At 53.2% G+C, this 19737-nt stretch carries 16 protein-coding genes and 2 pseudogenes; 9 read left to right on the top strand and 9 right to left on the bottom strand.

The window, feature by feature from the left end; translation table 11 throughout:
* The first annotated feature begins 435 nt into the window (after positions 1-435).
* The 3 genes from ACCW76_RS16570 (at position 436) to ACCW76_RS16560 (ending at position 4735) form a co-directional block, all read left to right on the top strand.
* Positions 436-1689 carry an MFS transporter gene (locus ACCW76_RS16570; RefSeq protein WP_436339270.1) on the top strand — a complete coding sequence of 418 codons (1254 nt, stop codon included), beginning with the start codon at positions 436-438 and terminating at the stop codon, positions 1687-1689.
* Between the two features lie 2 nt (positions 1690-1691).
* Positions 1692-3566, top strand: a complete 1875-nt coding sequence (locus ACCW76_RS16565; protein ID WP_436339269.1) for a hypothetical protein — start codon at positions 1692-1694, stop codon at positions 3564-3566.
* A 422-nt stretch (positions 3567-3988) separates the two neighbouring features.
* Entirely contained in the window at positions 3989-4735 is a 747-nt protein-coding gene (locus ACCW76_RS16560; RefSeq protein ID WP_436339268.1) for a GntR family transcriptional regulator, read from the top strand.
* On the opposite strand, the gene ACCW76_RS16555 is transcribed toward ACCW76_RS16560, so the two are convergent.
* The 4 genes from ACCW76_RS16555 to ACCW76_RS16540 all read right to left on the bottom strand — a co-directional run bounded on the left by ACCW76_RS16555 (position 4722) and on the right by ACCW76_RS16540 (position 8594).
* Entirely contained in the window at positions 4722-5717 is a 996-nt protein-coding gene (locus ACCW76_RS16555; protein ID WP_436339267.1) for an Ldh family oxidoreductase, read from the bottom strand. The genes ACCW76_RS16560 and ACCW76_RS16555 overlap by 14 nt on opposite strands.
* Entirely contained in the window at positions 5714-7036 is a 1323-nt protein-coding gene (dctA, locus tag ACCW76_RS16550; protein ID WP_436339265.1) for a C4-dicarboxylate transporter DctA, read from the bottom strand. The genes ACCW76_RS16555 and dctA overlap by 4 nt, the downstream gene beginning before the upstream one ends.
* Positions 7037-7137: 101 nt before the next feature.
* Positions 7138-8307, bottom strand: coding sequence for a UxaA family hydrolase (locus ACCW76_RS16545; protein ID WP_436339320.1), 1170 nt, complete (start codon positions 8305-8307; stop codon positions 7138-7140).
* A gap of 2 nt (positions 8308-8309) precedes the next feature.
* Entirely contained in the window at positions 8310-8594 is a 285-nt protein-coding gene (locus ACCW76_RS16540; RefSeq protein ID WP_436339263.1) for a UxaA family hydrolase, read from the bottom strand.
* 368 nt (positions 8595-8962) lie between these two features.
* Here ACCW76_RS16540 and ACCW76_RS16535 point away from each other — a divergent pair.
* The 4 genes and pseudogenes from ACCW76_RS16535 to ACCW76_RS16520 all read left to right on the top strand — a co-directional run.
* Positions 8963-9298 (top strand): annotated as a pseudogene (locus ACCW76_RS16535) (histidinol dehydrogenase); the annotation flags it as partial.
* Between the two features lie 14 nt (positions 9299-9312).
* Positions 9313-9648: pseudogene (locus tag ACCW76_RS16530) on the top strand (SDR family oxidoreductase); the annotation flags it as partial.
* 29 nt (positions 9649-9677) lie between these two features.
* Positions 9678-11006 carry an MFS transporter gene (locus tag ACCW76_RS16525; RefSeq protein WP_436339261.1) on the top strand — a complete coding sequence of 443 codons (1329 nt, stop codon included), beginning with the start codon at positions 9678-9680 and terminating at the stop codon, positions 11004-11006.
* A 6-nt stretch (positions 11007-11012) separates the two neighbouring features.
* Positions 11013-12020: an alcohol dehydrogenase catalytic domain-containing protein gene (locus ACCW76_RS16520; protein WP_436339259.1), complete on the top strand. Its 1008-nt coding sequence runs from the start codon at positions 11013-11015 to the stop codon at positions 12018-12020.
* Between the two features lie 50 nt (positions 12021-12070).
* Here ACCW76_RS16520 and ACCW76_RS16515 read toward each other — a convergent pair whose 3' ends face one another.
* The 5 genes from ACCW76_RS16515 to yihU form a co-directional block, all read right to left on the bottom strand.
* On the bottom strand, positions 12071-13420 hold the full coding sequence (locus ACCW76_RS16515; protein WP_436339257.1) for an MFS transporter: 1350 nt from the start codon (positions 13418-13420) through the stop codon (positions 12071-12073).
* Positions 13421-13515: 95 nt separating this feature from the next.
* Positions 13516-14943, bottom strand: a complete 1428-nt coding sequence (locus tag ACCW76_RS16510; RefSeq protein WP_436339255.1) for an MFS transporter — start codon at positions 14941-14943, stop codon at positions 13516-13518.
* Between the two features lie 63 nt (positions 14944-15006).
* The gene (locus ACCW76_RS16505; protein ID WP_436339254.1) at positions 15007-16014 is read right to left on the bottom strand and encodes a zinc-dependent alcohol dehydrogenase; all 1008 of its coding nucleotides are present in this window, start codon (positions 16012-16014) and stop codon (positions 15007-15009) included.
* Positions 16015-16041: 27 nt separating this feature from the next.
* Complete coding sequence (locus ACCW76_RS16500; RefSeq protein ID WP_436339253.1) at positions 16042-16926, bottom strand: aldolase; 885 nt, start codon at positions 16924-16926, stop codon at positions 16042-16044.
* A gap of 28 nt (positions 16927-16954) precedes the next feature.
* The gene (gene yihU, locus ACCW76_RS16495; RefSeq protein ID WP_436339251.1) at positions 16955-17953 is read right to left on the bottom strand and encodes a sulfolactaldehyde 3-reductase; all 999 of its coding nucleotides are present in this window, start codon (positions 17951-17953) and stop codon (positions 16955-16957) included.
* A 53-nt stretch (positions 17954-18006) separates the two neighbouring features.
* On the opposite strand from yihU, the gene ACCW76_RS16490 reads away from it, so the two are divergent.
* Together ACCW76_RS16490 and ACCW76_RS16485 are read left to right on the top strand one after the other, a co-directional pair.
* Complete coding sequence (locus tag ACCW76_RS16490; protein ID WP_436339250.1) at positions 18007-18903, top strand: sugar kinase; 897 nt, start codon at positions 18007-18009, stop codon at positions 18901-18903.
* Positions 18904-18932: 29 nt separating this feature from the next.
* Positions 18933-19721, top strand: coding sequence for a DeoR/GlpR family DNA-binding transcription regulator (locus tag ACCW76_RS16485; RefSeq protein ID WP_436339249.1), 789 nt, complete (start codon positions 18933-18935; stop codon positions 19719-19721).
* Positions 19722-19737: the final 16 nt, after the last annotated feature.

Raw genomic sequence — 19737 nt, 5'->3', positions numbered from 1 at the left:
ATTACGGAGGATTATAAGAAATATAAGTCAGGATTCCTCCCATTAAAAAACAAATCCATAGCGAATGGAGTTTAATAAACATCGCATCCTAATATTGAAAATGGATCTAATACCATCTTGGTATTGTCACCGATGGCAACGAAAAGCCTCATATATTCGTATTTTTGCATGTACTTGTGTTCATGGTTTTGATTATTTTCAAACATATGTTCACTGTCTAAACATAAGTTATGCTATTTTTTAAAAAATTAGCCAAATTTAGTGATCAATATCCCGTATTTATCGATTCTTTCTAACATGACGATGAATCAGATCATATCATTTGTTCGCAAGGTGATTATTTGTTCATAGTGGGTTTGATTTTGAACTTCCTATAACTATCTGAATATATACAAAAAAATCAACATCTGACATGTTTTGACACGGGATACGTTTATGGACCTGGAATTAGCTAAGAAAACACCCCTATCAGCACGTTACTACACGATTTATCTGATCTTTATTGCTTGTATCGGCTGGTCGCTCGCCTCCTATGATGTGAATCTATTGGTTTTAGCATTGCCTGAGATGTCCAAAGAGTTGCAAATATCTGAGCAGATGTTGGGAATATTGGGCTTCTTCGTCTACGGTGCGCAATTCATCATTACGCTGATTGTTGGCTACAGCATGGATAAGGTCGGGCGCAAGGTACTGTGGATGATCTGTTTATGCGGAACAGCATTATTTACGGGAGCGACCTATTTTGTTGAAAATTTCTGGCAATTAGTACTCGTTCGCGCATTAGCCTCCGGCCTGGCCTATTCAGAGTTAGCCGTTTCTATTACCCTGGTCAATGAACAGCTCCCGGCAAAAAATCGCGGCTTGCTGTATTCCATCGTACAGGGTGGCTGGCCACTGGGGGTGTTTTTTGCCTCCGGCGTGTATATGGCCTTTGGTGACCTGGGCTGGCGCGTTGTATTTTTGCTTGGCACCATTCCCATCGCGGTGGTGATTCTTGGACGTGTTTTCATTAAAGAATCTGCGCGTTTTGAGCATGAAAAAACCTCGGGAAGCACTGAGAGTAATCCTGTCAGAGAAATTCTCGCCTCGCCGCTGCTTAAAAAGCGGATTCTCACCATGTCAGTGTGCTGGATCTCTTATGGCATCAGTTATGTTGCCAGCAATTTCTACATCACGTGGTGGCTGACGCAGCGTAAAGGATTCACTGGCCATCAAGCGAGTGAGTTGATGCTCTATTGTGGATTTATCGGCTTCTTCTTCTACATCCTTGGAGGCTGGCTCGGCGAGAAATTTGGTCGCAAGAAGGTGATTACCTATGCCGCTCTCTCCGTAGCCCCACTGAGTGTCATTTTGCTACTGAGTAACAATTTCTGGTTAGTGGTGGCGGTCTATTTCTTAATCTTCCAGGTCACCAATGGTATCTGGGCCTCGGCAGGATATGTTTACCAGAGCGAAAGCTTCCCGACACGTGTTCGCGGCACTGCAATTGGTTTCCTCTCATCGATGATGGTACTGGGCTTTGTGCTGGGCAGTTTGTTATGGACGCTCGCCAGCTCCTTCAATAATGCTTCAGCAACCTGGGTCATTGTTGCCGTCATCGGCTCGCTGGGGATGTGGGCGACGCTGTTCTTGAAAGAGATCAAAGCCGGTCAGGATATCGATGCAGAATTTGATCGTCAGGCGGGGTGAAGATGAACCCACTTCTGGAATGCTATGGAACAGACCAGCCACTGGTGACGCCTGAAACGATTGAATGGCGTGACTGGTCATTAGAATTGACTGGCGGCGATGTGAAAGCGGTTCGCTTCCATGGCAATGAGATCATCCGCTCAATCGGCTATATCCTGCGTGACGAAAATTGGGGAACGCATGAACTGACACTCATGGATATCGAGATTGATCGTGATGCTTCGGGCGTAGCGATCAAAATCATTAATACGTGCCAGTTAAGTGAGAGTCAGCGGGTAACGTTAACGCGAAACCTGCATCTCGGTAACGAAGGCCTGAGTATTCAGGCTGAGTTACAGGGTAATTGTCAGTTTTCTACTGCGCGCTGTGGTTTTACCGTGCTCTATCCTCTGGACGGAGTGGTGGGTTCCCCGGTTAGCGTCAGACATAGCGATGGCCGCATTGAAAACGGAGCCTTCCCGGTGTTGATTGAACCCTGGCAGCCGTTTAAAGACATTCAACGGCTGACGTACCAGCATGCGGCAGGCATTGAAGTTGCAACGGAATATGCTGGCGACATCTTTGAAATGGAAGATCAGCGCGCCTGGATGGACGGTTCCTATAAAGTCTACTCCCGGCCGCTGGAGAAGCCGTGGCCTTACTCGGTGGATGTGACCCAACCACAAAACCAGTCGGTCCGATTAGCCGCCTCCCCATCCCGGAACCCGGTAATTGCAAGCGATACACTGATCGCCATGCCATCGACGATGCAGATGCCAGCACTGGGCATCCTGCTGACACCTGAAATGCTGTTGAAGCCTGAGGTTGTGATAGCGTCTCTCCAGAGACTAGACCCAGGATATGTTATTTATCATTGTGATCCGCATAGTGATGGGTATTCTTCGCTTCAGCCGCTGGTCAATATCCTCGCGCAATCTGCGGTACGTCCCCTGCATTTCGAATACGTATTACCGATCGATAAAACCGAGGATTTCAGTGGGCATTTGAGGCAACTGGCTGACCAGCTACAAAGGGTGTCACTGCAGCCAGACTGCATCATCATTTCACCGTCGACAGACCTAAAATCCACGCCGCCAGGCAGCGTCTGGCCCTGGTGTCCACCGCTGGAAGCGATCTTTACGGAGGCGCGAAAAATCTTCCCGGGTATGACATTAGGGGGCGGCATGATCAGTTACTTCACTGAACTTAATCGCAAACGCCCGCCGGTTGCCTTACTGGATTTTGTTACCCATGCCACCAGCCCGATTGTGCATGACGCAGCAGACCGCGCGGTGATGCAAACACTGGAGTCATTGCCCTACATCACGCGCTCAACGCGAGAGATCATTGGTGGCGAGAAAACCTACCATTTAGGTCCCTCAATGATCAGCATGCGCGGCAATCCCTATGGTGCTGATGTTTACGAGAATCCCGACAATATCCGTATGACCATGACGCGCAGCGATCCCCGACAGCGTGGGCGTTTTTTTGCCAGTTGGCTGGTAGGTTATCTGTCTCAGTTGCGTGGGGCGGACATTACCCATTGGTGTCCGGCGGGGCTGTTTGGCAGCCTGGGATTGGGCGATATCTTCGCTGGCACGGTAACCGAATATCCTGCATGGCAGCTGGTTCAGTTCCTGGCAGCCCAGCAGGGTAAATCGTTCACCCTTGAACGATTAGACAATCCTAATATCGTTCAATTGGTGTTCACCGGGGAGCCAGGCTATCACCTGATTGCCAACCTCAGTGCGGCAGAACAGGGTATTGAAGCCATGCCTTCACAGTGGATAGAGGATTTCTCTCTTGGCGAGGTAGCTGCCGCTAATGAAAGTATGACGTTGTCGGCCTTTAGTGTGGTCTGCTTGCGCAAACTGTCACCTCAAGGCCAGAATTCTTAGTGTTTTCGAGCTATCGTGGCCTACAAACCCGATTAGGGCATTGCTTAACTGCAATGCCTTATTAACATTAAGTTCTCACTCTCATCCTCTATAGGACTAGGGTATTCCAGTGTGATGAGTAATGGTGTCATGATTTTCCCACTATAGATGAGCGAAGCATGGGGAGTGGCGGTTAATATTTCTTTGTATTCGCGACGGCAAGCGAGGGAAATGAAAAAATAATCTATGAATCAATACAATGTGACATTTAGAATATTCCCTCCAGTATACCGCTACCGAGTTTAAGCCTTGTTGCAAACTGGATATCCCTCACAAAACTCATCAAAATTGAGTATTGGTGGGGATTTTTCTGTTCTACACTCCTCTATATGTCATAGTAAAATAAATATGATTTTCGCGTATGTATGTTGTAGGAGTGAATCATGAATTCTGAATTACCGGCGTCACCGGATGTGAAGTCTGCGATTTTTCAGCCCCTCTATTTGCAAATCAGCCAGCTACTACTGGAGCGAATCGCTTCTGGTGAGTGGCCCGCAGGCACTTATATCCCCAGTGAAGCGAGCCTGGCAGAAACCTATAACGTCAGTATTGGCACTTTACGCAAAGCGTTGAATGAGCTGGTCAGCAGTAACGTGGTTATTCGTTATCAAGGCAAGGGAACGGTGGTGGCCGCTCACGATTCGGATAGCGCGCTGTTCCGTTTCTTTAATATTCTGCGCGACAACGGTGAGCGTTCATTACCGCTGTCACGCGTTCTGGCACGCCATCTGCGCACCGCATCAGAAGAAGAAGCGCTGGCGCTGGATATTGTGCCAGGCAGCAAGGTCATCCACATCTGGCGCGTGCGTGATCTGGATGGCGCTCCCGCCATACTCGAACACGTCTATATTGATGCAGCACGTTTTTCCGGGATGGATCGTGAGCCTGACATCCTGCCGAATACGCTTTATCAACTGTACCAGCAGAAATACGCCTGTACCGTTGCCAATGCGCATGAGCAAATCAAAGCGGTAAATGCAGGACCGGATGAAGTCCTGCATCTGGAGGCGGAAGAGGGGGAAGCGCTGCTGCGCATTTACCGCATTGCACGGGATTTCCAGGATAAAGCAGTAGAATATCGGGTATCCACGGTGATGACGCGCCATCACGCCTATTTTAACCAGCTCTGATCCGTAACTGTTCCAGCAAGGCCGCAGGCAATGAAATCTGCTTGCTGTTTTGCTGCGTCACCGCCTGACGGCGTTCTCCAGGCAAGCGCACACCGGGTTGCTGCAGCATAGCCGCGAATAACTGCTCGCTGTGCTGAACATATCCGGGAGAGAAAAACGCGGGATTCAGCAATAGCAGCAACTGTGCAATATGTGGCGGTCCTCCTTCGGTATTGAAAAACGAACTGGCCTGAAAACCATAATTGCTGCCCGTCAGTCCAGCCGTCAGCAGCTCCACCATTAATGCCAGTGCTGCTCCTTTTGCTCCGCCCGCGGGTGCCATGCTACCTGCTAGCGCGGCGTCGGCATCCTGAGTCGAGTTCCCATCCCTGTCCAGCGCCCAGCCCAACGGGATCGCCTCTTGCTTCTGGCTTGCCAGCATAATCTTACCGCGTGCGACTTCAGAGAGTGATAGGTCAATCACCAGCGGAGGCTGGTTCTCACGGGGTGAAGCAAAAGCGATAGGGTTGGTGCCAAACAGGGGGATATTGCCGCCCCAGGGTGCCATCGCAGCCGGTCCGTTGCTGAGCGCGAGACAAACTAAGCCCTGACGTGCAGCCTGTTCAGCGTAATAGCCTGCCATGCCGAAGTGGTGTGAGCGGCTGATCGCCACCGCCACAATGCCGCTTTGCTGCGCTAAGGCGATCCCGCGATCCAGACCTCGCTGTACCGCAGGAAACGCCAGACCGGAATCGGCATCTACGTTCACGACATTGCCATGCGCAGCCACCTCAGGTTGTGCCCCTGGCTTGAGTTTGCCGCTATCCAACTGGTCGAGATAAAACGGCAGCCTGGCGAAACCGTGCGAGGCAATACCTGCTTGTTCTGCGGCCATCAAGGCGGCACAGGTATCTGCCGCTGATGCGACGCTAACACCGGATTTACGCAATGCCTGTTGAGCAATAATGTTGAGTTCTTCTACCGCCAGCGTCATGTGGCTCATTGTGATGGACTCCTCTCTTCCTGTGTGACTGTCAGCGGCGTGTCAGGGTTTTGCTGCTCTGGCAGGGTGATGACACCGGGGCCCTGACGGAGTTGTTCATGCAACTGTGCCAGATCGAGTTTCTTTTCCCAACGGGCAATGACCAGTGTCGCCACCACGTTACCGATCATATTGGTGACGGCGCGCATCTCATTGAGAATGCGATCAATGCCCAGCACCAGCGTGATACCGGCCAGTGGAATAATGTTATGCGTTGCCAGTGTGGCGGTTAAGGCAATCAGTGCCGCGCCTGCGACGCCTGCACCACCTTTTGAGGTGAGCAGCAAAATCAACAGCAAGCCAATTTGTTGCCATAGCGTCAGGTCGGTATTGGTGGCCTGAGCAATAAACAGAGAGGTCATAGTGAGGTAAATCGCAGCACCGTCAAGGTTAAATGAGTAACCCGTCGGTAACACCAGCCCGACAATCGCACGATCGCAACCCAGCTTCTCCATTTTCACCATCAGGCGCGGCAGCACCGATTCAGTTGTCGATGTTCCTAACACAATTAACAACTCTTCACGGAAATAGAGGATGAGCCGCCACAGGTTGACGCCGACCAGCTTGCAAATCAGACCCAGTACGCCGCCAATAAACAGAAAACTGGTGATATAGAGACATACAATCAGCATGCCAAGGTGTTGCAGGGAGGTGAGGCCATATTTGCCCACGGTAAAGGCAATGGCACCAAAGGCCCCCAGCGGTGCCAGGCGCATGATGAGCTCGACAATCCGCATCAGGACTTCGCCACACTGTTCTATGGTTTTGGTGATAAAGGCACTGCGCTGCGAAACCAGCGAAAGCGCAACCCCGAACAGTACGGAAAATAACAGCACCTGTAATAAGTTGCCCTGGGCAAAGGCGCCAATCACCGAGTCCGGAATGATCTGCTCAAGGAAGCCTTTGCTGTGCTCACTGACGTTGACGTAATGATTGACGGCGCTGCCGTCCAGTTTGCTGGCATCAACGTTCATGCCCGCGCCGGGTTTCATCACATCCGCCACCACCATGCCAATAATCAGCGCCAGGGTGGTGACCACTTCAAAGTAGATCAGCGTCTTGCCGCCGACTTTGCCAACTTGCTTCAGGCTCTCCATCCTTGCAATACCAATCGCCACGGTACAGAAAATCACTAAGGTCACGATCATCTTTATCAGACGGATAAAGGTATCGCCGAGGGGTTTCATCTGAACGGCAAAATCAGGGAAAGCGTACCCCACAGCAACTCCGGCGACCAGGCCGATAAGAACCTGGACGTAAAGGTGCTTGAGCATTCGCATTGGGTTGTCCTCGCGAAGCCTGACGGCTGCGAACCGGCGCTCAGGAAGCCGCCGCAGGCGAGTAAAGAGATGACGCCCGCCCAAAGCGGCGGGCAGGTATGTTACGCACTCTCAAAGATACGGGTCAGGACAAACTCACGATGGCCCAATGCCTCGGCGGCGGTGAGTCGTCCGTTGGCGGTACGCAACAGCGACTCGAGCAGCGCGTCCCCGGCCCCCTCCATATTCATCTCGCGGCGCAGTACAGCAGAGACATCCACATCTATATGCTCTGACATGGTGCGCACCGTGCGTGGATTCGCACACACTTTAATGACCGGCAAAATCGGGTTACCAATGACGTTGCCCTGGCCGGTCGGGAAGAAGTGGGCGACATAACCGGCCGCTGCGCACAACGTAACCATTTCAGCCGCAGCAGACGAGGAGTCCATGAACCACAAGCCGGGACCCGTTGGGGTTTCCGCTTTATCAAGCACACCATCAACCCGACACTTCTTGCCAATCTTCTGAATATTGCCCAAAGCTTTCTCTTCGATGGTCGTCAGCCCGCCCTCAATGTTGCCTTTGGTGGGCTGCGATTCCGAAAGATCGCTGGTTTTCCAGCGGTCAATCATCGCGCTATAGCGATCAAACATGAACTGGAACTTCTGGCGCACATCATCATTCGCGCAGCGTGCAGCCACAAGATGTTCACCGCCGGTCAGCTCTGACGTTTCGCCAAATACCAGGGTATTGCCGTTCTCGTACAGACGGTCAAACAGGTTGCCCACCGAAGGATTAGCACCACATCCTGATGTGGTGTCCGACTCGCCGCATTTGGTCGATACCCAAAGCTCGCTGATATCGCAGGTTTCTCGCTGCAGTTCAGACGCATATTGCGAAAACTCACGCGCTTTGCGTGAAGCGGCGCAAATGGTGTTGTGATCGCCATTCTGCTCAATCCAGAAACCGGCTACCGGTTTACCCGTGGCTTTGATGCCGTCAACCACGCGCTGTGTCCAGCCTGGCTCAATGCCAATCACAATCACCGCTGCCACATTCGGGTTACAGCCGGTACCAATCAGGGTGCGGAAGTGCAGTTCAAGATCTTCACCAAACTGCAAGCGACCATAAGGATGGGGCAGCGCGATGGTCCCTTTAATGTTGTTTGCCACCGCTTCTGCTGCTGCGTTGGAGATATCATCTACCGGCAGCACAATCACGTGATTACGAATACCCACTCGGCCATTCTCACGACGATAGCCTGCAAACTGACGTCCTTTGATTTCCATCATTACCACCTTTTGGTTTTAACGTTGTGTACGTGCAGATGTTCACCCTGCTGGATTGCCGCCACGACACGGCCAATGTCTTCACCGTATTTGATCACCGTGTCATTCACCGCCAGATCGCGAATCGCCAGCTTATGGCCGATTGGAATGGCGTCTTTTACTGCAAACTCAATGGTTTTGTTTTGGTCCATTATCCAGCCAGTCAAGGTTTGACCGGCTTCGACCCCTTCCACCACTACGACTCCTACCGAGTCGCCATCATCGTGAACCACGAAATCAATACTCATCACAGCCTCCGGTTATTGCACAACAAATGAACTCATATATATGACATATGATAGATGAATTGAGATGGCAAAATTTATTTCTGTTTTGACACATTTTTTGCGAGCAGCTTCACGAATGCAGGGATGGAAGCAGAAGAGTAGGAAGGCATTCAGGGCTTAATTAGTTAAAGTGATGATTGATAATGGTTTAATTTATAAGGCTTAAAAGAGGGTGGTTAAAATGTGATCGCCTTATGAGTTCTGTGTATTGATGCCGATCGCGATCACTTTTTGTTCATTTCGTTTTTGCACTATTTTTACCTGCTCACTATAGATAAACGTAGTCATGTATATGACACAGGAATTTACCTCATCATTTATCTCTGGAGATGCATATGTCAGTGACCTGGTTAAAGAAAGCCACTAAATCGCCGGAATCGAACACGGCTGAAGCGCGACAGGTGGTAGAGGAGATGCTCGCCACCATTAAGGCTCAAGGCGAAGATGCCGTGCGGAAATATGCTCAGAAACTGGATAACTGGACAGGCGACATCATCCTGACACCGGAGCAGATAGCCGTGCAGATCCGCGAAGTGCCGACAGAAGTCAGAAAGGATATCGATTACGCCATTGAACAGGTTTACACCTTTGCCTGCGCACAGCGTGAATCCCTCCAGGATTTTGAGGTGACATTGCCATCAGGCCTTGTGGCCGGACAAAAGGTGCTGCCAGTCACTACCTCGCGTCACTGCAATCACATCGCGCTTTCGATAACAGCGCACCCTACGGCGCAGGCAAAGGGGGCATTGTTCAGCTTACCCGCGCGATCGCACAGCGGTGGGGCCGTGACGGCATCACGTGTAACGCCATCGGTCCGGGTTTCTTTCCCACCGCACTGACGGGTCCCGTTTTTGCCGATCCCGCCCTTCGTGAACGGCATGCCGCGCGCACCTGTCTGGGGCGTAACGGCGACTTGAAGGATTTACAGGGCGCGACGCTGCTGCTTGCCAGTGACGCCAGCGCCTATATCACCGGGCAAACATTGATGGTGGATGGCGGTTATAGCGCTATCTGAATCAACACTTATGTGCAGAGGAATACATCATGCAAACACCTGCTGCTGGTAATCTCCGACGCGTCACGCTGTCGAGCCTGTTTGGTTCGACGATTGAATGGTATGACTTTTTCCTTTACGGCACCGTCGCGGGAATGGTGTTCAATAAACTCTACTTCCCCGAAGGCGATCCCTTTATTACCACGCTGCTCTCATATGGTGTCTTTGCCATTGGCTTTTTAACCCGGCCATTGGGCGCCATCATTTTTGGACATTTCGGCGATACGCTGGGACGAAAAAAGATGCTGATCCTGACGTTGGTGATCATGGGGGGCGCGACGGTGGTGATTGGGCTGATTCCCAGCTATCACCAGATTGGTCTGTGGGCGCCGTGCTTACTCATTCTCTGTCGATTAATTCAGGGTATTGGATTAGGCGGCGAGTGGGGTGGCGCGGTGCTGATGACATTTGAATCGGCACCGGAAAAACATCGCGCTTTCTTTGCCAGCATTCCCCAGATTGGGATGTCACTGGGATTGCTGCTGGCGTCCGGTGCGATTGGTCTGGCGTCGTTTTTGCTGCCCGATGAGGCCTTTATGTCCTGGGGCTGGCGCGTGCCGTTTTTACTGAGCGGCGTCTTTGTCATTATCGGTACCTACATCCGTAAAAACGTTGCAGAAACCCAGGATTTCCTTAAAGCCCAGGAAGCACGTAAGCATGCACCGAAACGATTTCCGCTGGTGGAGCTGTTTCGCAACAACACCAAACTGGTGTTTACCTGTATGGGGATGCGACTGATTGATGGGGTGTTCTTTAACATTTTTGGCGTGTTTTCCCTGACGTATCTAACGCAAAACCTGAATATCCCGCGCGATCAGGCCATTGTCGCGATACTTGCCAGCGCCTTTGTCATGAGCTTCTTTATTCCGTTCTGGGGCTACATGGCCGATCGCTGGGGACGAGCGCGCATCTTTGCGATGGGGGCAACGCTTTCCGCGCTGTCGGCGTTTCCTTCGTTCGCGTTGATGCATAACCATCCCGATAACATCTGGCTGGTATGGGCCGCCATCGTCATCCCGTTTGGCATTTTCCATGCCGCCGTGTTTGGCACACTGTCATCGGTTTATTCAGAGTGCTTTGATGCTTCGGTGCGCTATACCGGTATCTCATTTGCCTATCAAATTTCCGGCGTGTTTGCCGGTGGTCTGACACCTGTGCTGGCTACGATCTTCTCTAACATGCTCGGTGGTCGTCCGTGGCTCATCTGCGCGTATGTTTTGGTTATCGGCCTGACCAGTGCGGCCTGTGCGCTCTATCTGTGGCGACAAACCCACGGTGCCGGTCGGGTGACGGTGACAAATTCTGTATTGATTAAGTGAGGGCTTATGAAAACGTTGATCTACAGCCGTCCTTATCAGATGGCCATTGAAGAGCGCCCCTATCCGCAACTGGCAGCAGGGCAAGAGCAGGTGGTGATCCGCATTGGCGCGGCGGGCATTTGTGGTTCCGATATGCATGCCTTTCACGGCCAGGACCCGCGCCGCCAACCGGGATTGGTGCTTGGTCATGAGCTGGCGGGAGAAATTGTCGAGAGCCAGTCACCGCGCTTTCAGCCGGGCGATCGCGTGACGGCTAATCCGCTGATTACCTGTGGTGAATGTGAATATTGCCGCCAGGGACGTGACAACTTGTGCAGCGACCGCCATATGGTCGGCATGGACTGGCCCGGCGCGTTTGCTGAGTATATGGTGATCCCGGCCCGTTCAGTGGTGCCGTTACCGGCCGGTATTTCAATCCAGCATGCAGCGCTGACTGAGCCGGCGGCCACGGTGGTTCATGCCATGCGTTTAACCCAGCGGGCGTTAACGCAACCGCTGGCAGAAACGCGAGCGCTGGTGATGGGTGGTGGTGCGATAGGTATGTTGACGGCATTAGTGCTGCGAGCATGGGGTTGTCGTCACATCACCTTGGCTGAAACCAATGCGCTGCGCGCCGAGGCGGCTGAGCGCTACACCGGCTGCGTCAGTATCAATCCGAAGGAAACCCGCATCGTTGAATCGAGCTATCAGCTGGTGGTGGATGCTGTAGGGGCGGCGGCAACACGCCAGATGGCGATTCAGGCGGTGAAACCTGGCGGAGTAGTGATGCACATTGGCCTGCAAGCGTGGGACAGCGAGATCGATATGCGCAAAATTACGCTGGGTGAAATCACGTTGCTGGGTACCTATACCTACACCATGGATGATTTTTGTCTCACTCTGACAATGCTGGAGCAGGGCGCGTTGGGGGAACTGGATTGGGTGGATGTCCGACCGCTCAGTGAAGGCGCCCAGGCTTTCTCCGACCTTGAGTCGCAGCAGGTTTCGGCGGCGAAGATTTTGTTGATCCCTTGACGGCGGTTATGGTTGCGGCTGCGCGAAGCATGCACAGCCGCAATCGACAGCTACCTTAACGCGGAGGTGGTTTGATCGCAGATTGTCTGCCTTACCTGAGAAGCCACCGCTTCTTTAATCTTCCAGACGCAAATGAACGAAATCAGCGAAATCGCCATCATAAAGATCCCCACCAGCCAGGGTTTGCCCCCGCCCATTAAAAGTAGGGTTGCGGCTATAAAAGGGCTCATACCCCCCAAAATTGATGAAAATTGATAGGCGAAGGATAAGCCGGTGTAGCGCACGCGCGTGCCGAACAGGCTGGCAAACAACGTTGGCTGAACCGCAAACATCGTCGTTGGTCCAAGGTTGTAACCCAGAACCATGCTGATGGTGATGATAAGTGCATGCTGAGTATTTAAAAGCATGAAGAAGGGGAAAGCGTAAAGCACGCAAAAACCTGCACCCAATAAGTACACCCGCCGCTGCCCAATACGATCCGACAACCAGCCCATAAGAGGACAAAACAGGATGCCGAGCGCGGAAGCGAACAGCATGCCAGTGAGTGGCACATCCCGCGACAGCAGCAACTGTGTTGAGACATACACGATGCCGAACGCGTTTATGACATTGGATGAGACACTTTCCGCCAGACGAGCGCCGAACGCCAGCCAAATAGTTCGTGGGTGCTCCCGAAACAGCGTCACGATCGGCAGGGGTGTTTTTTCTGTGCGAGAAGTTGACTGCTGGCGTTGGAAGTCGAGGGTCTCATCGGTATGCAGGCGTATAAACAGACCCACGATTAACATTACAGCTGACAGCCAGAAAGGGATACGCCAGCCCCAGGTCATGAACTGTTCCTGAGTCAGCAAATGGGTGCAAAGTGCAAACACACCGGTCGCCAGCATCAGACCGACCGAGGCGGCTGCCTGTGGCAGTGACCCAAAGAATCCCCGTCTGGCCTTTGGGGCAGACTCAATCGTCATCAATGCCGCGCCGCCATATTCGCCGCCCAGCCCAAAGCCCTGAATCAGACGCAGTGCCATCAACAGGATAGGGGCCCAAATGCCGATACTGTGCCAGTCGGGTACACATCCAATCAGGAACGTTGAGGTACCGACAATCGCCAACGTCCAAATCAACGTCACCTTACGGCCAATTTTGTCACCGAAATGACCAAACACCAGTCCTCCTAAGGGGCGGGCGAAAAATCCCACACCGAAGGTCGCGAACGCCGCAATGATGCCTGCGCTGGGTGAGCTTTCCGGGAAAAATAAAGGGGCAAAGATAAGCCCGGCAGCCGTACCAAAAATAAAGAAGTCATACCATTCAAGCAGTGCGCCGGCGAAACTGCCGAGTACCACGCGGCGCATGGACTTGCCGTGCAGGCCTTGCTGGATTTGAGATGCAGAGTCAGACATTTCGCTTCCTCTCCAGATGGTGAGCAAGCTGCGGGATAAACCCACAGCAGGGTACAAGAACGAGGCGCCGGTATAGCCGGCGCTCACTGTCATTATTATTTTTTGACGCTGTTCAACACATCAGCATCTTCGGCATCAACGTTGGCGCCCAGAGGTTCCCATTTAATCAGCAGGCAGGTGAGGAAGCCGATAAAGGGCACCAGCGCCATCCAGTAAAACGCATCTGTTTTCAATGCACCCCACAGCATTGGCCAGAATATCAGGCCAGCAATCGCGCCGGTGCGCATAATGGCGCGGGCGAAGCCAACACCGGACGGACGAATGCTGGGAGGATAAGAGAGGGTGGCGATAGTCATCCCGAGCCCACCAGGACCGGCGGAGTGGAAGAAAATAATAGTGCCGAGCAGGCCGAGTGACAGCCATGGATTGGTGGTCGCCAGTGCGCCGAGGGCCAGCAATGCCAGCGCAACGGCGGCAAAGCCATACATCGACTGTCGACGTGTGCCAAAGCGTTGCAGCAGCAGCGATCCAATTAATCCACCGGTTACACCGCAGGCTGCGTTCACAATCGCGGATCCGGTTAATGCCCCACTCAGGCCACCGCTGAGAATCCCCGCCAGCGTCAGCGGCAGGTAAACGCCTACGGCGTTATATTGCCACGCCTGCATCGTGGCAACGATGCAACCTAAAAGGGTGCGGCGACGATAACGGGCATTGAACAACACGCCATATCCGGCCTGTACTTTCACGTCAGGTGCATCGTCCGGGCGGACAGGCGTTGTTGGCGCTACGCTTGCGTGCACATTGTAGCGACTGAGGAGAATGTTGCAGGCCTGGTCGTATCGTCCGGCGCGAGCCGCCCACATCGCTGACTCACCGATGTAAACATAACGCAGCACCATGATCAGCACAGCAAACAGCGCGCCAATAAAGATGCCATAGCGCCAAAGCTGCGCCTCGTCCACGCCCGAGAACAGGAGTGGCAGCAACACCAGATAGACCACCGTCGTCGAGACATACCATGCCATTTGCCACAGGTTTACCGATGAGCCAGTTTTCTTCGATTTCGACCCGCGCAGTTCTGCCACCGCATTGGTGGCGAGGGGAAAATCAATGCCAAGGCCAAAGCCCATGACAATACGACACACCAGAACCCACCAGATGTTAGGGGCGATGGCCACGCAGGCGGCGCCCAGTGTGCAGAGTGCCATCCCGATAAGAAAGGCTTTACGCTGACCAAAGCGGTTAATGACTCGATTCGCCAGTAATCCGCCAATGAGCGCAGCAAGCAGCACCGAAGCGTTGACGGTCGCGGCCAGTCCAGGGGAGATACCAAACTGCATCGCAATGTATTTGTTGCCAAAGCCCACCATTGCAGCCTGATAGGCATCAATCAGGATACCGCCCAGAGCAATAAAGATGATCCCGGTGCTGGCACGAACGGCCGAATTTTCATTTACGATGTCGATGACATCCTGAGGCCGACTAATTGTGTAGGGGGTAGGAGAAATTATCTGCGCCATCACGCTATCCTTTTTTCATTGTTATCAATAAGGGGCACATGTGCCCCGTGGATATTCATTTATTCAGGCATCTGCAAACTGCAGCAGGACTTTGATGGAGTCGTTTTGTTGCGCCCTGACAAAAGCTTTATCCGCTTCGCTCACCGTGAAAAGGTCGCTAATCAACTCACGAGTATCGAAGCGACCATCCGCCAACCAGGCGATAACTTCGTCAAAATCTTCCGGAATATACATTCCTGAGCTGAGCAGATCGCGTTCGAACCGTTGCATCATGGGCAGCGGGATCTCACGTGCTCCACCGGGAACACCCATGCACATCACGGTGCCACCGGCATAGACGCGCTGGAAGGCTTCGTTCAGCGTGGGCTGAGCGGCAACCACATCAATGACGCCACTAAAACGCAGGCTTTCCGGCAATTCGCCGGGCGCAAAAGCGCGTGCTGCACCTAGCCTTACCGCTAACGCACGCTTGGCGGCATCGGGCTCGACGACGGTGACGTCACCCGCACCCATGATGCGTAAAGCCTGCACGATTGAGAGCCCGATGGTACCTGCCCCAATAACCAGCACGTCTTCAAGTGAACGTGCGGGCATGCGGCTGACACAGTGACGTGCGCAGGCAGCAGGTTCAGCGAAGGCCAGCACTTTCAGTGGTATTGACGCTGGGGCGACGTGGCAGTTGCGAGCGGGAACAATATGCTGGGAACGGGCAAAACCTGGTGCACGAAAACCAGCAACCTGCGGCGGTTCGCAATGGTTAAACTGACCCGCTTTGCAGGCGCGGCAGGCCATGCAGGCCATAATCGGATCCACTACCACATGGTCACCAGCACGGATACCGGTGACCGCGCTGCCCACTTCCAGCACGCGTGCGGCAATTTCATGGCCCGGCACCAACGGCGGTCTGGCAAACGGATGATGGCCGTGTAAAACGTGCAGGTCAGAACCACAAATACCAAAGAATGCGGGGGCGATGCGCACTTCGGTTGGGTCTAACGCACGCCAGGCTTGATCAACCGTTTCGGTCTTCACCTGGTTGATGTCGGAAAAAAGAACCTGAGTAATCTGCATCTTGTTCTCCATTTTTCTGGGCGTATTTCAGCGTTGGGCGATACCTTCATCAACAATTTCAGCCAGGCGCTGCAGGCGCGGAACGGAGACATCACGCAGCATGGTGTTGGCGTCCTGCGCTCCGATCACTGAAGCCCACACTGCGCGCCCGGCAAGAAAACCGGAGGCACCCGCTTGCATTGCCACGCTCACTGCGCGTCCAAAGATGTTGGCGTCTACGCCCGAGGAGAGGATGACCCAAGGCATGTTCATCTGATCGTTAAGGCGCTGACAGGCGCTCAGCAGCGCTTGCTTGTCACCTTTTCCGCCGAGCGGCATTTCGACTTTGTACAGGTCTGAGCCACTGTCGCCCAGCTCAGCAGCAGCCTGAACAATGGCGGCTTCACGGTCAAAGTGCCAGCCACGGCGTGGTGGACGAACCACGGGTTCGATGATGCTGACTAATCCGGCGCTTCGGCAGATCTGATTGAATTCTGAAACCATTTCCAGCCGCTGTTCTGCGGGTTCATCTTCGCGCCATAGCACCAGCAGTTTCAGCGCACGTCCGCCCAAAGCACGGACCTGGTGTGGATCAATGTTGCGATCGATCTCCACGCTGTCTACCGGGATGCCATTACCCGGCAGGAAGTTATCAGCAGCGACAATCAAACCACAGTTGCTGGCCACTGCCTGTTGTTTAACGATTTCATCAAGGCAAAATTGCTTATCGACTAATACCGCAGACGCATAGGGCGTTAGGGTACGCGCCGCCGCGACTTTGAATTCAGTCAGCACGCTATCGGCGATGGGAGCAGGCTGACCTGCAGCAGCAAACATCAGGCGCATGGCTTCACGCTGATCAACAGCCAGCATGGCGAAGCCGCCGCCAGGACGAGCAATATCTTTTAAAGTAAACGCAGTGGGGGTGGACATAGATCTCTCCTGTCAAAATAGTCAGTGATTAAAGGGAATCGGGACGATGAGCGAGCTGACGAAGTTGTGAAAGCAGGGCACTCCAGTCCTGACGACCACGGCCTTGTTCACTGGCTGCACGGTAATAGGTTTCAGCTTTGGCACCCATTTCAAGTGGCACCTGAGTTTGCTGGGCGACATCTAATGCAATGCGCAAATCTTTGAGCGCCAAATCCACCATGAAGGCAGGCGAGAGATCGCCCTTCAGTACCTTGTTAGGCCAGGTCGTCGTGAAATGGCCTTTACCGGCAGCGGTTCCGCTCATCACTTTTATGGCGACATCAAGATTCAGACCGAGCGACTCACACAGCACTGCCGCTTCTGCAGAAAGCGCGTTGAGTGCAATGCTCATATAGTTGTTGATCAGTTTTACGCGAATGCCCATGCCTGGACCGCCTGCTTCAATCAACTCATTGCCCATACACATCAGCACTGCCCGTGCTTTGGCCACCTGGTCGCTACTGCCTCCGGCCAGAATCAGCAAGGTGCCATCTTTTGCGTTGTCGGAGGTGCGGCCAACCGGCGCATCCATCATGCTGAAGCCGCGTTGTGCCAGTTCGGCAATCAGTGCATCACATTGCAGCGGATGAATCGTGGACATATCGATCGCCAGCGCATCACGGGATAGTTGTTCACATACGCCGTTTTGTCCCAGCAGGACCTCGCGAACCACATCCCCATTGGGCAACATGGTAATCACGAATTCTGCATCCCGGGCGGCATCAGCAGGGCTACTTGCTGCTACAGCACCCAGCGCAGCCAACTGCTGGATAGACTTCTCAGAGTGATCAAAAACGCGCACTGTATGACCGTGCTTAACCAGATTACTGGCCATGGGATATCCCATCTGACCCAGACCAATGAAACCGATGGTGGACATAACATTCTCCTGGTGTGGCATGAATGATAAAATGACATCTTCTGTCTGTTTTTGATCATATTTGTAATTTAGGCGACAAAACGGGACTGCGATCACTTTTTTGATCATTTATGAGATTAGAATGTCCATAAAGCGACAACATCAACCATGGAGTGACATAAATGCTCAAAATAGCCTGTGTTGGCATTGCAGTTCTGGATCGTCTTTATTTCTTGCCGGATCTGCCAAAAGAAGGCGGTAAATATGAAGCGCAACGCTATCAGGAGTGTGGTGGTGGACCCGCGGCAACGGCGGCAGTCACCATTGCGCGACTTGGTGCACAGGTAGACTTCATCGGACGTGTTGGTGATGATGCTGCTGGAGAAACACTGCTGGCGGAACTCGCGCATTGGGGAGTGAATACCGCACTATGTCGCAAAGTGGAACACGCACAGTCAACCCACTCCACCATCCTGGTCGACGCTCATGGCGAGCGGCTGATCGTCAATTATCCCAGCAAAGACCTGCCCGTCGATGCAGATTGGCTCACGGCCGTGGACTTCTCGCAGTACGATTTGGTGCTGGCAGATGTGCGTTGGCAGCAGGGGGCTCGTTATGCTTTTGAGCTGGCGAAGCGTGCAGGTGTCACGACACTGCTGGATGGCGATGTGACGCCGCAGGATATTACCTCGCTGGTGGCGTTGAGCGATCATGCCGTATTTTCTTCGCCAGGTCTGGCGCGTTTCTCCGCAACACACGACGCTGATGCCGGGTTAGCGATGGCTGCCCGCATCACTGATGGTCAGGTTTATGTGACACAGGGTAGTGATGGGATAAAGTGGCGTGAGGATGATCATTTATGTCATATTTCTGCCTTTAAGACTGACGTAGTGGACACGACAGGTGCAGGTGACGTGTTCCACGGTGCGCTGGCTTTAGCTATAGCGGAAGGGCAGGCTACGCGTGAAGCCATCCGTTTTGCCAGCGCCGTAGCTGCACTGAAGTGCACACAACCCGGCGGACGCGACGGCATTCCAGACCGCGCGCAAACCGCAGCGTTTTTGTCACGCTATGAGTAATACTGTCCATTAAGGCGATCGGAGGGACAATGAGCGCAGTAGAGATGACGGGTAATCCTCGCCACGACCAGCTAATCGGCCTGATTGCTGAACGCGGCTATATGAATATTGAAGAGCTGGCGCAGTTGCTGGATGTCTCCACTCAAACGGTACGCCGGGATATTCGTAAACTGAGCGAGCAGGGCTTAATTACGCGCCATCACGGCGGTGCTGGTCGCGTTTCCAGCGTGATGAATGTGGCGTTTGAGCAGCGCGAGCAGTCGTTCACTCGAGAAAAACAACTGATGGCTGAGGCCGTCGCCGATTTCCTGCCCGAGCGCTGTACGGTGTTTATCACCATTGGTACCACCGTTGAGGCGGTGGCGAGAGCGTTAGTTTATCGGAGCGATCTGCGCATTATTACTAACAGCCTGCGTGTTGCCGACATCCTGTATAAGAATCCCGATCTTGAGGTGATGGTGCCGGGAGGGACGCTGCGACCGCACAACGGCGGCATTGTCGGCCCTAATACGGTGAGTTTTATCGAGGGTTTTCGCGCCGATTACCTGATCACCAGTATTGGTGCTATTGATAGCGATGGCACGCTACTGGAGTTTGATGTCAATGAAGCGACGGTGGCGCGCACTATGATGTCACACGCCCGCCAGACCTTATTGATTGCCGATCACACGAAGTTTGCCGCGTCGGCTGCTGTTGCAGTAAATCATGCCCGCTCTGTAAACGCCTTCTTCACCGATGCTGCACCGCCTGAGGCTTTCGAACAGCTGTTGCGTGAAGAGCGAATTGAAACCTTCAGGGTAGACTCAGCGCAAAACTGAATACTTTTCAGCGCGA

Origin of the sequence: Pantoea sp. C8B4, from assembly GCF_051336905.1 — a bacterium.
GTDB lineage: Bacteria > Pseudomonadota > Gammaproteobacteria > Enterobacterales > Enterobacteriaceae > Pantoea > Pantoea rwandensis_B.
Note: the sequence above shows the minus strand (reverse complement) of the source record. Positions and strands in the feature narration are given on the sequence as shown.

What these genes read in the sequence shown, in the direction of transcription:
- ACCW76_RS16520 (WP_436339259.1), top strand. Translation starts at nt 11,013, where the DNA reads ATGAAAACGTTGATCTACAGCCGTCCTTATCAGATGGCCATTGAAGAG.
- ACCW76_RS16545 (WP_436339320.1), bottom strand. Translation starts at nt 8,307, where the DNA reads ATGGAAATCAAAGGACGTCAGTTTGCAGGCTATCGTCGTGAGAATGGC.
- ACCW76_RS16485 (WP_436339249.1), top strand. Translation starts at nt 18,933, where the DNA reads ATGAGCGCAGTAGAGATGACGGGTAATCCTCGCCACGACCAGCTAATC.
- ACCW76_RS16555 (WP_436339267.1), bottom strand. Translation starts at nt 5,717, where the DNA reads ATGAGCCACATGACGCTGGCGGTAGAAGAACTCAACATTATTGCTCAA.
- ACCW76_RS16560 (WP_436339268.1), top strand. Translation starts at nt 3,989, where the DNA reads ATGAATTCTGAATTACCGGCGTCACCGGATGTGAAGTCTGCGATTTTT.
- ACCW76_RS16510 (WP_436339255.1), bottom strand. Translation starts at nt 14,943, where the DNA reads ATGGCGCAGATAATTTCTCCTACCCCCTACACAATTAGTCGGCCTCAG.
- ACCW76_RS16540 (WP_436339263.1), bottom strand. Translation starts at nt 8,594, where the DNA reads ATGAGTATTGATTTCGTGGTTCACGATGATGGCGACTCGGTAGGAGTC.
- ACCW76_RS16565 (WP_436339269.1), top strand. Translation starts at nt 1,692, where the DNA reads ATGAACCCACTTCTGGAATGCTATGGAACAGACCAGCCACTGGTGACG.
- ACCW76_RS16490 (WP_436339250.1), top strand. Translation starts at nt 18,007, where the DNA reads ATGCTCAAAATAGCCTGTGTTGGCATTGCAGTTCTGGATCGTCTTTAT.
- ACCW76_RS16515 (WP_436339257.1), bottom strand. Translation starts at nt 13,420, where the DNA reads ATGTCTGACTCTGCATCTCAAATCCAGCAAGGCCTGCACGGCAAGTCC.
- ACCW76_RS16505 (WP_436339254.1), bottom strand. Translation starts at nt 16,014, where the DNA reads ATGCAGATTACTCAGGTTCTTTTTTCCGACATCAACCAGGTGAAGACC.
- ACCW76_RS16525 (WP_436339261.1), top strand. Translation starts at nt 9,678, where the DNA reads ATGCAAACACCTGCTGCTGGTAATCTCCGACGCGTCACGCTGTCGAGC.
- dctA (WP_436339265.1), bottom strand. Translation starts at nt 7,036, where the DNA reads ATGCGAATGCTCAAGCACCTTTACGTCCAGGTTCTTATCGGCCTGGTC.
- ACCW76_RS16500 (WP_436339253.1), bottom strand. Translation starts at nt 16,926, where the DNA reads ATGTCCACCCCCACTGCGTTTACTTTAAAAGATATTGCTCGTCCTGGC.
- ACCW76_RS16570 (WP_436339270.1), top strand. Translation starts at nt 436, where the DNA reads ATGGACCTGGAATTAGCTAAGAAAACACCCCTATCAGCACGTTACTAC.
- yihU (WP_436339251.1), bottom strand. Translation starts at nt 17,953, where the DNA reads ATGATCAAAAAAGTGATCGCAGTCCCGTTTTGTCGCCTAAATTACAAA.